The following is a 12,646-nucleotide window of genomic DNA, read 5'->3' as shown; positions in this document are numbered from 1 at the left end:
CGATGCGGCACGTTCTACCTCACCGACCACCGAGCGGTCAGCGACCGTCGAGCACCAGGTCCCCGACCTCGTCGAGGCTCGCCACGACGTGCACCCCGGCCGCGCGCGCCGCCTCGGGGTCCTCCTCCGCCGGACCGCCGCGCCGGGTCCCCGGCCGGTCGATCCACACGCCCGTCAACCCTGCCGCGGCCGCGGCCCGGGCGTCGACGTCGAGCTCGTCGCCCACGTAGACCGTACGGGCCGGGTCGGTGCCCAGGCGCGCGCACGCCTCGACGAAGACCCGCGGGTCCGGCTTGCCGAAGCCCAGGGTGTCGACGCCCACGAGCATGGGCACCTCGGACAGCCCCGAACGGGACAGCTTGTCCGTCTGGAGCGCGACGGCCGCGTTCGACAGGGCGCCCACCCGTACCCCCGCGGCAGCGAGCCGCTTGAGGACCGGAGCGGCGTCGTCGTGCGCGCGCCAGCCCTCCTCGAACGTGCCCCAGAAGACCGACCTCCAGCCCGCGTAGCCGTCCTCGGCGAGGACCGCACCGCCGAACGTCTCCTGGAGCTCGTTCGCGCGCAGCATGCGCTGCCCGTCGAACGTCAGCTCGCCGCGCGTGTACGCCCGGTACCAGCCGTGCGGGTCGCTGCGCCACAGCGCCAGGACCTCGCCGTACCGCTCGACCGGCAGGTGCGGCAGGTACACCGCGCACACCGCGTCGATCGCGAGCGAGAACGCGCCGCGCGTGTCGACGAGCGTGTCGTCGACGTCGAACAGCACCCCGTCGACGGCACCGCCGGGCGCCGCTCCCCCGCCGGGGTGAGCCGCGCCGTCGGGCAGGAAGGGCTCAGGGGTGCTCACAGCGACGCGCGCAGCGCACGCAGGCGCGCGAGGGTCGACTCCTTGCCGAGGATCTCCATCGACTCGAACAGCGGCGGCGACACGCGACGGCCCGTCACGGCCACGCGAAGCGGCGTGAACGCGAAGCGCGGCTTGATACCCATCTCCTCGACCAGGACGGCCTTGAGGGCCTCCTGGACCGGGTCGGTCGAGAAGTCGTCCAGGGCGTCGAGCACGCGGATCGCGGCGTCGAGCACGGCCGGGGCCTCCTCGCGCAGCGCGGCGCGCGCCTCGTCCTCGACGGGCACGGCGTCGTCGGCCACGAACAGGAAGCCCAGCATGCCCTTGGCCTCGCCGAGCAGGACCATGCGCTCCTGCACGAGCGGGGCACCCGCCGTGACGAGCGCCTGGTGCTCGGCCGACAGGTCCGCGAACGAGTCCGCCGGGACGAACCCGCCCTGGTGCAGGTACGGGACCAGGCGGTCGCGGAAGTCCTCCGGAGCCAGCATGCGCAGGTGCGTCGCGTTGATCGCCTCGGCCTTCTTCAGGTCGAAGCGGGCCGGGTTCGGGTTGACGTCGGCGACGTCGAACGCCGCGACCATCTCCTCGACCGTGAAGATGTCGTTGTCCGCGGAGATGCTCCAGCCCAGCAGCGCGAGGTAGTTCAGCAGGCCCTCGGGCGTGAAGCCCCGCTCCTTGTGCAGGAACAGGTTGGACTCGGGGTCGCGCTTGGAGAGCTTCTTGTTGCCCTCGCCCATGACGTACGGCAGGTGACCGAACTCGGGCATGACCTGCGCGACGCCCAGCTCGAGCAGCGCGCGGTACAGCACGACCTGGCGCGGCGTCGAGGACAGCAGGTCCTCGCCGCGCAGCACGTGCGTGATGCCCATGAGCGCGTCGTCGACCGGGTTGACGAGCGTGTACAGGGGCTGGCCGTTGCCGCGCACGATCACGTAGTCCGGGACCGAGCCCGCGCCGAACGAGATCTCGCCGCGCACCAGGTCCGTGAACGACACGTCGGTGTCGGGCATGCGCATGCGCAGCACGGGCTCGCGGCCCTCGGCGCGGAACGCGGCCTTCTGCTCGTCCGTCAGGGTGCGGTCGAACCCGTCGTAGCCCATGGCCTTGGGACGACCGGCCGCGACGTTGCGTGCCTCGATCTCCTCGGGCGTCGAGAACGACTCGTACGCGTACCCGCCCTCGACGAGCCGGCGGATGACGTCCTGGTAGATGTCACCGCGCTGCGACTGACGGTAGGGCTCGTGCGGGCCACCGACCTCGACGCCCTCGTCCCAGTCCATGCCGAGCCAGCGCAGCGCCTCGAGGAGCTGCTGGTAGCTCTCCTCGGAGTCGCGCGCGGCGTCCGTGTCCTCGATGCGGAAGACGAACGTCCCGCCCACGTGCCGGGCGTAGGCCCAGTTGAACAGGGCCGTGCGGATGAGGCCGACGTGCGGCGTCCCCGTGGGCGAGGGGCAGAAGCGGACGCGGACGGGCGAGGAACCAGGTGCAGGGATCACGTCCCACAGCCTATCGCCGCTCGGTCGGGCGGGCCGTGCGCGGTTTCCCGGCGGCACCCGTGTCGGACAGGGCACGGCTCAGTGCGGCGAGAGCCCGGGGGTACTCGGCCTCGCTGGGCGTACCGAACCCGACGACGATCCCGGGCTCCCCCTCCGCCGGTACGTGCCGGTGCTCGCCGAGCCCCGTGACCTCCAGGCCGAGGGCGGCCGCGCGCCGGATCACCGCGGCCTCGTCCGCCTCCGCTCCGCGCAACCCGACCAGCGCGTGCAGCCCGGCGGAGATGCCCGTGACCTCGACGGCGCCGCGCGCCACGGCAGCGGAGAGCCGGTCGACCAGCAGGTCCCGGCGACGGCGGTACCTGGCCCGCACCGCCCGGACGTGCCGGTCGTATCCGTGGGACGCGACCAGGTGCGCCAGCGCGAGCTGGTCGACGGTCCCGGTCCGGTGGTCCGCGTACGTCTTGGCCGCCACGACGGGGTCCAGCCAGCGCTCGGGCAGGACCATCCACCCCAGGCGCACGCCCGGACCGATCGTCTTGGACACGCTGCCCACGTACACCACCTCGTCGGGCCCGATCCCCTGCACGGCGCCGACCGGCTGCCGGTCGTAGCGGAACTCGCCGTCGTAGTCGTCCTCGACCACGAGCGCGCCGTTCGCGCGCGCCCAGTCGAGCAGGGCGCGCCGGCGGCCGGGCGCGAGCGTCGCTCCGGTCGGGTACTGGTGCGCCGGGGTCACGACGACGGCGCTCACGTCAGCGAGCCCCGCGCCTCCCAGCAGGTCGGTGCGAGCCCCGTCCCGGTCGACCGGGAGGGGGACGACGTCGAGCCCCGTCCGGCGGACGATCTCGCGGTGGAACCCGAGGCCCGGGTCCTCCATCGCGACCCGGCGCGCCCCCGCGGCGTGCAGGACCTGCGCGACGAGCGCGAGCGCCTGGGCGTACCCGCTCGTGACGACGATGCGTGCCGGGTCGGCGAGGACGCCTCGGGTGCGGGCGAGGTGCTCGGCGAGGGCGGTGCGCAGCTCCAGGAGCCCGCGCGGGTCGCCGTAGCCGAACGCCGCGACCGGTGCCGCCGCGAGCGCCGCGCGCGACGCCCGGGACCAGGCCGCGACGGGGAAGGTCGTGACGTCGGGGCTGCCCGGCACGAGCCGCAGCGTGGGGCCAGGACGGGACGCCGGCTCCCGGCCGGGGACCGCGACTGCGGCGCCGGTGGCCGCGACCAGGGTGCCCGAGCCGGGACGCGCCTCCAGGTACCCCTCCGCGACGAGCTGGTCGTACGTCGCGGTGACCGTGCCGCGAGCCAGCCCGAGGTCCGTCGCCAGGGCGCGCGTCGACGGCAGCCGCGTGCCCGCCACGAGGCGTCCCGCACGGATGGCTTCCCGGAGGGCACCCTCGAGCCTGGCGCGGCGGCCGGCACCGGCACCGGTCTCCAGATGCAGGTCCACCCCAGAAGTGGACCAGTCAGGGGTCATGCGACTGGACCTTACCGGTGGTCCGACCAGTCCGTAGCGTCGATCGCATGACGACTCCAGCCGCCGCACCCACCACGACCGCCCCCACCACCGAGCCCCCCGCCCAGACCGTCGCCGTCCGGGTCGCGGTCGACGACCTCGCTCCCGCCATGAGCCGCGCGATGGCCTCCTTCGCCGCCGCGACCCGGCGGTCCTCGATCGAGGCCTCCCTGCTCGACCTGGTCAGCGCACGCGTCTCGCAGGTCAACGGCTGCGCCTACTGCGTCGACACGCACAGCGCCGACGCCCTCGCCGAAGGCGAGGACACCCGGCGCGTCCTGAGCCTGTCCGTGTGGCGGGAGACCCCGTTCTTCACGCCCCGCGAGCGCGCAGCGCTCGCGCTGGCCGAGGCTGCCACGCGCTGCGCGCTGGGCCCGGTGCCCGCCGAGGTCGTCGAGGAGGCCGCCGCGCACTTCTCCCCGACCGAGCTCGCCGAGCTCCTCTGGGTCGTCGCGGCGATCAACGCGTGGAACGTGGTCGGGGCCACCGCCCACCCCTGGCCGCTGGACTGACCGGCCCGCCTGCCGGAGCCGAGGCTCGCCGGGCACCGGGCGCACCGCGCGGGCACAATCACGTACATGGCAGGTTTCTCGCAGCCCCCGACCACGGCCCCCGGTGACCCGAACCTCCCGGGCCCCCCTGTCGGTACGGCCAGCACCGGCCGCACCGGTGCGAGCGAGCTCATCGCGGACGCCCTCGCCGCGGTGCACGCGGCGTTCCGCGACCTCGACGAGGGCACGGTCGCGACCTACATCCCCGAGCTCGCGACGGCCGACCGCTCGTTGTTCGGCGTCGCGCTCGCGGGCGTCACGGGCAGCATCTACACCGCGGGCGACGCCGACGTCCCGTTCACCATCCAGTCCTTGTCGAAGCCGTTCGTGTTCGCTCTGGCGCTCATGGACCGGGGGCTCGCCGAGGTGCTGGCGAGCGTCGGCGCCGAGCCCAGCGGCGAGGGCTTCAGCTCGATCCGCCTCGACCCCGTCACGGGGCGGCCACCGAACCCCATGGTCAACGCGGGCGCGATCGTCACGACGTCGCTCGTGCGCGGGGACTCCGAGGAGGAACGGTTCGCGCGCATCCTGCACCTGCTCGGCGCGTTCGCGGGGCGCCCGCTCGAGGTCGACGGCCGGGTCTACGTGAGCGAGTCGGAGACCGGGGACCGCAACCGTGCGATCGCCCACCTCATGCACAGCACGGGGGCCCTGACCGCCGACGTCGAGGGCACGCTCGACACGTACTTCCGCCAGTGCTCGGTCCTCGTCACGGCCCGTGACCTCGCGCGCATGTCGGCGACGCTCGCGAACGGCGGCGTCAACCCCGTCACGGGCGAGCGCGTGGTCGACGAGGTCGTGACCGAGTGGGTGCTCGCGGTCATGGCGACGAGCGGCATGTACGACTACGCGGGCGAATGGCTCCTGCGTGCGGGGCTGCCCGCGAAGAGCGGCGTCTCGGGCGGCCTGGTCTCGGTGGGCGTGGGCCAGTTCGGCCTGGGCCTGTTCAGCCCGCCGCTCGACGCGCGCGGCAACAGCGTGCGCTCGGTCGCGGCCGCGCAGGAGATCTCGCGACAGTTCGACCTGCACCTCATGCACCGCCCCGACCGCGATGTGCCCACGCTCTACCGCTCGACGCGCGCCGACCGCCTGCGCCACCTCGCGCACCGGACGCCCGCCCAGCTCCTGCGGCTGCGGGAGCTGGGCGCGGCGATCTCGGTGCGCGCGGTGCAGGGCACGGTCGAGTTCGCGGCCGCGGAGACGATCCTGCGCTCGGTCGACGACCTTCCCACGCCGCTGCCGAGCGGTGAGCGGTGGCTGATCCTCGACCTGCACCGCACGTCGCGCGTGGTGACGCTCGGGGCCCAGCTCCTGCGCGGCCTGGTGTCACGCCTGCGGGGTCAGGGGGTGCACGTGGTCGTGGTCGACCCGTTCGAGCGTCGACTGATCGCGGGCGTCGACCACGAGTTCACGACGTTCGAGAACGCGCAGCGCTGGTGCGAGGACCGCCTGCTGGAGGCGGCCCAACGCGGCTGACCCGGGCGGCGTCAGCCCCGGCGGACGACCGGGTTCGCCAAGACGCCCAGACCCTCGACCTCGCACTCGACGCGGTCGCCCGCGTCGATGCGCCCCACGCCCGCGGGCGTGCCCGTGAGGATGACGTCGCCGGGCAGCAGCGTGAACGCCTCGGAGATGTACGACACCAGGTACGGGACGTCGAAGATCATGTCGCGCGTGCGCCCGTCCTGGCGGGTCTCGCCGTTGACGCGCGAGGTCACGGCGAGGTCGTCGACGTCGAGGTCGGTGTCGATCCACGGGCCCAGCGGGCACGCGGAGTCGAAGCCCTTGGCGCGGGCCCACTGGCCGTCGGTGCGCTGGGCGTCACGGGCGGTCACGTCGTTGGCCACGGTGTACCCGAGGATGTAGGACGCCGCGTCCTCGGGACGCACGTCCTTGGCGATGCGCCCGATCACGACCGCGAGCTCGGCCTCGTAGCTGACCTCCTCGGTGAAGTCGGGCAGCACGATGGGGTCGTCCGGGCCCACGACCGAGGTGTTGGGCTTGAAGAAGATGAGCGGCGTCGTCGGGACGTCGTTGCCCATCTCCGCGGCGTGGGCCGCGTAGTTGCGGCCGACCGCGACGACCTTGGAACGCGGGATCACGGGTGCGAGGAGGCGGACGCCGTCCCCGAGCTCGATCCGCTCGCCCGTCGGCAGGACGGGCATGTAGAGGGGGTCGCCGTTGAGGACGGCGAGATAGGTCTTGCCCGCCTCCTCCTGCACGAGGGCGTAGCGGGGGTCTTCTCCGGTGGTGAATCTGGCGATGCGCACGGGACCAGCCTACCGACGCGCGAGGCCGCGGCCCCCTGGGCAGGGGGCCGCGGCCTCGTCTCGAGCAGCGCCGGGCTCACCTTCAGCCCGACGGCGGCGCTAGGCCCGGGCGAGCACCTCGCCGTTGAGGACGGCGAACCATCCGGCGGGCTCCTCGGCCCAGCGCAGCCACTCCTGCGCGAGCTGTTCGAGCGCGACGTCGTCCGCGAGCGCCGACTCCTTGGCCTGGACGGCGAAGTTGGACGCGATGCAGCGCTCGGCCCAGAGCCCGCCCCACCAGGCGCGGTCGGCGGGGGTCGAGTAGCACCAGACCCCGGCCGAGGGCACGATCTGGGCGGGGTCGAAGCCTGCTTCCTGGACCCAGGCGAGGAGGCGTCGGCCGGCGTCGGCCTGGTAGCCGTAGGCGTGCGTGACCTCGTGGTAGAGCTCGTTCCACTCGGCGAGGCCAGCGGACTCGGGGTACCAGGTCATGGCGGCGTAGTCGGCGTCGCGCACGGCGACGATGCCGCCGGGCTTGGCGACGCGCTTCATCTCGCGCAGCGCGGCGAGGGGGTCGGACAGGTGCTGGAGGAGCTGGTGCGCGAACACGACGTCGAACGTGTCGTCGGCGAAGGGCAGCTCGTAGGCGTTGGCCTGCTGGAACGAGACGTTGCTCAGGCCCGAGCCTGCGGCGAGCTCGCGCGCGCTCTCGAGCACGGCGGCCGAGGCGTCGACCCCGATCACTGTGCCCCCGGGCACGTGGCGGGCCAGGTCGACCGTGAGGGTCGCGGGCCCGCAGCCGACGTCGAGGACCTGGTGGTCGCTGCGGAGGTGCGGCAGGAGGAAGCCTGCGGAGTTCTCCGCGGTGCGCCACCGGTGCGAGCGGAGGACGGACTCGTGGTGGCCGTGGGTGTACGACTCGGACTCCATGCTGGGCGTGCTGCCCAGGGCCCCGGTGGGGGCGTCGGGCGCATGGGCGTCGGGCGTGGCGTCGGCGGTGACGTCCTGGTCCGGCGTGGGGGTGTGGGTCATGCTTGCACGGTAGAACGCTTCCACCCTTCCCACAGCCCCGTTCTCACATCATGGGCGGGGAAGGGTCGGGGTGCGGTTCGTCTCGGCGCGCGCGCCGTGCGGCCGGGGTGCGCGTGCACCCGGGACAATCGCTGCGTGACCACCGCCCCGGCCGCCCCTGCCCGCCCTGCCCCTGCGACGTCGTCGGGTGGGTTCTGGCGACGGCACGCCGCGCTGCTGCTGCCCGCGGGCGGCCGTGTGCCCGGCGTCGACCTGGCCCGGGGGCTCGCGATCCTGGGCATGTTCGCCGCGCACGTCGGCGTGACGTCGGACGACTTCTCGACGGGGGACGGCTGGCTCTCCCTCGTGCATGGGCGGTCCTCGATCCTGTTCGCGGCGATCGCGGGGGTCTCGCTCGCGCTCGTCTCGGGGCGCCGCACTCCCCTGACGGGCGTCCCGGCTCTCCAGGCGCGCACGCGCATCCTGGTGCGGGCCGTGCTGCTGCTCGCGCTCGCGGGTCTGCTGGACCTGCTCGGCACGCCCGTGGCCCTGATCCTCGGCTTCTACGCGGCGTACTTCGTGCTCGCGCTGCCGTTCCTGCGGTGGGCGCCGCGGCGGCTGTTCGGGCTGGCGCTCGTGATCGCGGTCGTGGGGCCGGTCCTGGTGCACTGGTTGCCCGAGGTCCTGCTGCGGGCCGAGCTCTCGATCCCCTTCGACGGTTCGGGGGCGCTCACGGACTTCCTGCTCACGGGGCACTACCCGGCGCTCGTGTGGATGGCGTACGTGCTCGTGGGGCTCGGGGTGGGGCGGCTCGACCTGACGTCGCAGCGTCTCCAGCGCCGTCTCCTCGGGCTCGGCGCGGGGCTGGCCCTGGGCGCGTACCTGCTCTCCGCGCTGTTCACGGGCACGACGCTGACCCAGGTCCTCGCCGGGTCCGGTCGGGCCGCGCTGATCCAGGAGCGGGCCATGGACGCGTCGGGCCTCTACCAGCTCGAGCCGTTGCCGTGGACGGCTCCGCTGCCGACGTCGGACTACCTGTGGCTCGCCGGGCCGCACACCGACACGACGCTCGAGGTGCTGGGCTCGGGCGGGTTCGCGCTCGCGGTCCTGGGGCTGTGCCTGCTGCTGGGCGCTCGGCGCCCCGTCCTGCGGGTGCTGGCCCCGCTCGCGGCCGTGGGGTCCATGGCGCTGACGGTCTACTGCCTGCAGATCGTCGCGATCTGGGCCTGGGAGGACCCGCTCATGACGGGCACGGGCAACGGGGAGGTGCTGCTGCTCGTCGTGGCGAGCCTGGTGTTCGCGACGGTGTGGCGGTGGTCGTTCGGACGCGGTCCGCTCGAACGGTTCGTGGGCTGGGTCGCGGGTCGTGCGGCGTCGATCACGCCGTCCGCCGCACCTCCGGACGACCCGTCGCCCACCAGGCGAGACGCCGCCCCGACGGCGCAGCCCACCCCGGGCGGGGACGTACAGTCGGGCGCATGACGACTTCTTCACCCTCCGCCCCCGTCCGCCCCGAGGTCCGTCGCCTGGGTTCGTCCGGCCTCGCGGTGTCCGCGATCGGCCTGGGCTGCAACAACCTGGGGCGCCCGCGCACCGCGACCGAGTCCCTCGACGGGACCCGCGCGCTGATCGACGCCGCGCTCGACGCCGGCATCACGTTCTTCGACGTCGCGGACGTGTACGGCGCCCGGCCCGGCCTGAGCGAGGAGCTGCTCGGCAAGGCGCTGGGCTCGCGCCGCGACGACGTCGTGGTCGCCACGAAGTTCGGCATGCCCCTGCACGGCGCGAACGGCGAGGACTTCCGTGCCCGCGGCTCGCGCCGCTACGTCGTCAAGGCGGTCGAGGCGTCGCTGCGTCGCCTCGGGACCGACTGGATCGACCTCTACCAGTTCCACACCCCGGACAGGCGCACCCCGGTCGAGGAGACGCTGTCCGCGCTCGACGACCTGGTCCGCGCGGGCAAGGTCCGCTACGTGGGTCACTCGAACCGTGCGGGCTGGCAGATCGCCGACGCCGAGTACCAGGCGCGTCTGAGCGGCACCGTCCGCTTCGTGTCGGCGCAGAACCAGTACAACCTGATCGACCGCGAGGCCGAGCTCGAGGTCCTGCCCGCGGCGAAGGCCTACGGGCTGGGCGTGCTGCCCTTCTTCCCGCTCGCGAACGGCCTGCTCACGGGCAAGTACGCGGACGGGAAGGGCCCCGACGACGGTCGCCTGGTCCACTCCAAGCCGCACCTCCTCGAGTCCGCGCCCTGGCACGCGCTGACGGCGCTCCACACGTTCGCGCGCGAGCGCGGGGTGACCGAGGTCGAGGTCGCGTTCGGGTGGCTGCTCGCCCAGCCGCAGGTGTCGAGCGTCATCGCGGGCGCCACGAGGCCCGAGCAGATCCGCCAGAACGCCGCGGCCGGGGCCTGGGTGCCGACCACCGAGGACCTCGCGGCCCTGGACGAGATCTTCCCGCCGGCACGCAAGGTCGCCCCGTTCTGACCTGACTGCCCTGGACCTGGCCTGACCCGGACCGCCGGGCGCAGCCTCTGGTTGCGTCCTACGCTCGACGTATGGGAGAGAACAGAGGGCTCGACCCGCAACCCGTCGTCCTGGGCGTGTCCCCCGGGCAGCCCGACCACGTCGTCCACGACGCGGCCCGCTTCGCAGCACAGTTCGGCGCCGAGCTGATCTGCGCGCACGTGAACGCGGGCCGCTTCGCGGTCGCGGAGGACTCTGCCGGGGCGGTGACGTCGGCCCCGATCGACCCGGACTACCACGACGAGCGCGAGGACGAGTTCGACCCCGCGCTCGCGGCCCGGCTCGCGGCGGTGCTCGACCCGAGCGGGGTGCGGTGGAGCACGCGGCTCCTGGTCGGGGACACGGCCGACGCCCTGGGCCACCTCGCCGAGACGGTCGACGCCGCGATGATCGTGGTCGGGACGCACGAGCGCGGGTTCGGCGGCGGTGTCCAGGAGTTCTTCAACCGCTCGATCGCGGTCCACCTCGCGCACCGGCAGAACCGCCCCGTGGTCGTCGTCCCTGCACGGGCCCCCGGCGTCGAGTCGCCGCTGCCCTGGGTGACGCGCTGATGGCCGCCGCGGCCAGGCCCAGCTACCTGCGCTGGGCCTCCATCGGTCTCGTCATGATCGGCGGAGCGTTCGGCGCCGCGGGGCGCGAGGGCGTCTCGCTCGCGGTCCCTGACATCGACCAGATGCCGATCGCGATCCCGATCGTCAACATCGTCGGGGCGTTCCTGCTGGGCTACCTCTACGAGGCCGTGGCCCGCCGCCTGCCGGGCGACCCGCGTGGCCCCCGGCTCAAGCTGCTCCTCGGTACCGGCTTCTGCGGCGGCTTCACGACCTACAGCTCGCTGGCCACCGACACGGCCGTCCTGCTCGTCAAGGACCGCGCCGACCTCGCCCTCGTCTACGTCCTGGCGACCGTGCTCGTCGGTGCGGTCGCGACGTTCGCGGGCATCGTGGTGGCGACCAAGGTGAACGCGCAGAAGCAGCCGACGAGCGAGGGGGCACCGCGATGGCCCTCGGTATCTTCCTCCTCCTCGCGATCGCAGGCGGCCTGGGCGCGGGCACGCGCTTCGTGGTCGACGGACTGATCCGCTCGAAGGTCAAGACGGCCTTCCCCTGGCCCACCGCGATCATCAACATGTCGGGCTCGCTCGTCCTGGGCGTCCTGACCGGCCTGGTCGTCAGCAAGATCGCCTCGACCGACGTCAGCGCCGTGATCGGGACGGGCTTCCTCGGGGGCTACACGACGTTCAGCACCGCGAGCTACGAGGCCGTCCAGCTCGTCCGGCAGAAGCGCTACGGGACGGCGTTCGCCTACTCGATCGGCATCCTCGTGGTGTGCGTCGCGCTGGCCTACGTGGGCTACCGCTGGGGCGCCTCGCTCTGACCCCGGCCCCGGGTGGGCCGGGCTCCCCCGGGCGGGCGCCGCCGTCGGCCCTGCCCCGGACCACGCCCGACGGCGGCGCTCCCCTCCTCGGGAGCGCCGCCGTCGGGCTGTGCGGGCCGTGGCAGGAACGACGCTCAGGGACGCTTGAGCGCCGGGACGAAGGTCGCGATGATCAGGAAGACCCACGTCGTGAGGATGTACGGCCAGGTGTAGACGGGGCCGCTCGTGAGGTCGTGCATGAGGATCGTCACGGCGGCGGTCGCGATCGTGCCGACGAGCGCGTACACCCACGACGCGGTCGTGCTGCGCAGGAACACGACCGCGAGCGCGATCGCCGTCAGGACCCCGGAGTAGCCGTTGAGGCCGTTGGCCGTGTTCTGGAGGTTCTCGCCGAACGCGAGCGCGCACAGGCTCCCGACCACGCTGCCCATGACGGCCGCCAGGCCTACCTTCCACGACGCGACGAACAGGCCCAGCAGGATCAGCGCGCCGGCCCACACGCTGTTGACCAGGACGACCTCCGACACGTTGGTCAGCAGGGAGCGGAAGAAGGCCGTCGTGGTGTCGTCGGCCACGTGCGTGCCTGCCGAGGACACGTGCAGGCTCGTGGTCGTGACGTACATGATCCCGGCGACCGTGCAGAACGGGGCCGTCGTCGCGGGCAGCGCGAAACGCTTGAGCGGCTCGGTGCCGAACAACCACACGAAGAACCACGTCACCGGTGCGCACAGGAGGCCACCGACCAGCGCGACCACGTACGACCAGGCCTGGTCGCCGCCCATCGCCGCGTAGACCGCGGCACCGACCAGGGCGCCGCAGAATCCCTGCATGCCCATCTCGACGTTGTCCGCACCGACCCTCATGAGGTAGCCCGCGGCGGTCGACGCGACGGTGCCCACGACCACGAGCAGGGCCATGCGCCAGTCCGCGACCACGAAGGCGGCCAGGATCAGCAGACCGGTCCAGACGTTCTTCTGGAAGAAGATCTGGGACAGGCCGTGAGCGAGCGAGGCACCTGTCACCGCCGTGGCACTCGAGGGCGCGGCCGCCGAGGCGTTCGTCGCTGTCATGTCATCTCCCTTGCTG

13 protein-coding genes are annotated in these 12,646 nt (G+C 73.3%); 7 read left to right on the top strand and 6 right to left on the bottom strand.

What is annotated here, in order from left to right; translation table 11 throughout:
* Nucleotides 1-37 precede the first annotated feature (37 nt).
* From JOD48_RS07065 to pdxR, 3 genes are read right to left on the bottom strand one after another with little or no spacing between them, the layout of a single operon-like run.
* A complete protein-coding gene (locus JOD48_RS07065; protein WP_307824019.1) occupies nucleotides 38-844 on the bottom strand; it encodes an HAD family hydrolase in 807 nt (268 codons plus the stop codon).
* On the bottom strand, nucleotides 841-2,340 hold the full coding sequence (gene gltX, locus JOD48_RS07060) for a glutamate--tRNA ligase (RefSeq protein WP_191789294.1): 1,500 nt from the start codon (nucleotides 2,338-2,340) through the stop codon (nucleotides 841-843). The genes JOD48_RS07065 and gltX overlap by 4 nt, the downstream gene beginning before the upstream one ends.
* A 10-nt stretch (nucleotides 2,341-2,350) precedes the next feature.
* Nucleotides 2,351-3,784 (bottom strand): MocR-like pyridoxine biosynthesis transcription factor PdxR, encoded by a 1,434-nt coding sequence (pdxR, locus tag JOD48_RS07055; protein ID WP_204808267.1) that lies wholly within the window; start codon nucleotides 3,782-3,784, stop codon nucleotides 2,351-2,353.
* 74 nt (nucleotides 3,785-3,858) lie between these two features.
* Between pdxR and JOD48_RS07050 the strand changes: the two genes are divergently transcribed.
* Together JOD48_RS07050 and glsA are read left to right on the top strand one after the other, a co-directional pair.
* On the top strand, nucleotides 3,859-4,362 hold the full coding sequence (locus JOD48_RS07050) for a carboxymuconolactone decarboxylase family protein (RefSeq protein ID WP_204808265.1): 504 nt from the start codon (nucleotides 3,859-3,861) through the stop codon (nucleotides 4,360-4,362).
* 66 nt (nucleotides 4,363-4,428) lie between these two features.
* Complete coding sequence (glsA, locus tag JOD48_RS07045) at nucleotides 4,429-5,877, top strand: glutaminase A (RefSeq protein WP_204808263.1); 1,449 nt, start codon at nucleotides 4,429-4,431, stop codon at nucleotides 5,875-5,877.
* A gap of 11 nt (nucleotides 5,878-5,888) precedes the next feature.
* Here glsA and JOD48_RS07040 read toward each other — a convergent pair whose 3' ends face one another.
* Both JOD48_RS07040 and JOD48_RS07035 read right to left on the bottom strand, forming a co-directional pair.
* Nucleotides 5,889-6,671 carry a fumarylacetoacetate hydrolase family protein gene (locus JOD48_RS07040; RefSeq protein ID WP_030150808.1) on the bottom strand — a complete coding sequence of 261 codons (783 nt, stop codon included), beginning with the start codon at nucleotides 6,669-6,671 and terminating at the stop codon, nucleotides 5,889-5,891.
* Nucleotides 6,672-6,770: 99 nt separating this feature from the next.
* Nucleotides 6,771-7,580, bottom strand: coding sequence for a methyltransferase domain-containing protein (locus tag JOD48_RS07035; RefSeq protein ID WP_225226688.1), 810 nt, complete (start codon nucleotides 7,578-7,580; stop codon nucleotides 6,771-6,773).
* Between the two features lie 237 nt (nucleotides 7,581-7,817).
* Between JOD48_RS07035 and JOD48_RS07030 the strand changes: the two genes are divergently transcribed.
* The 5 genes from JOD48_RS07030 (at nucleotide 7,818) to crcB (ending at nucleotide 11,560) form a co-directional block, all read left to right on the top strand.
* Entirely contained in the window at nucleotides 7,818-9,143 is a 1,326-nt protein-coding gene (locus tag JOD48_RS07030; protein ID WP_307824018.1) for a heparan-alpha-glucosaminide N-acetyltransferase domain-containing protein, read from the top strand.
* Nucleotides 9,140-10,147, top strand: a complete 1,008-nt coding sequence (locus JOD48_RS07025; protein ID WP_191789300.1) for an aldo/keto reductase — start codon at nucleotides 9,140-9,142, stop codon at nucleotides 10,145-10,147. Before JOD48_RS07030 ends, JOD48_RS07025 begins: the two co-directional genes overlap by 4 nt.
* Before the next feature lie 71 nt (nucleotides 10,148-10,218).
* Entirely contained in the window at nucleotides 10,219-10,737 is a 519-nt protein-coding gene (locus JOD48_RS07020; protein WP_191789301.1) for a universal stress protein, read from the top strand.
* Nucleotides 10,737-11,261, top strand: coding sequence for a fluoride efflux transporter FluC (locus tag JOD48_RS07015; protein ID WP_204808258.1), 525 nt, complete (start codon nucleotides 10,737-10,739; stop codon nucleotides 11,259-11,261). The genes JOD48_RS07020 and JOD48_RS07015 overlap by 1 nt, the downstream gene beginning before the upstream one ends.
* Entirely contained in the window at nucleotides 11,183-11,560 is a 378-nt protein-coding gene (crcB, locus tag JOD48_RS07010; protein WP_204808256.1) for a fluoride efflux transporter CrcB, read from the top strand. Before JOD48_RS07015 ends, crcB begins: the two co-directional genes overlap by 79 nt.
* Nucleotides 11,561-11,694: 134 nt before the next feature.
* Here the strand turns inward: crcB and JOD48_RS07005 are convergent, their stop codons facing one another.
* Nucleotides 11,695-12,630, bottom strand: a complete 936-nt coding sequence (locus JOD48_RS07005; protein ID WP_204808254.1) for an urea transporter — start codon at nucleotides 12,628-12,630, stop codon at nucleotides 11,695-11,697.
* Nucleotides 12,631-12,646 lie beyond the last annotated feature (16 nt).

It is taken from the genome of Oerskovia paurometabola (assembly GCF_016907365.1).
GTDB classification, from domain to species: domain Bacteria; phylum Actinomycetota; class Actinomycetes; order Actinomycetales; family Cellulomonadaceae; genus Oerskovia; species Oerskovia paurometabola.
Note: the sequence above shows the minus strand (reverse complement) of the source record. Positions and strands in the feature narration are given on the sequence as shown.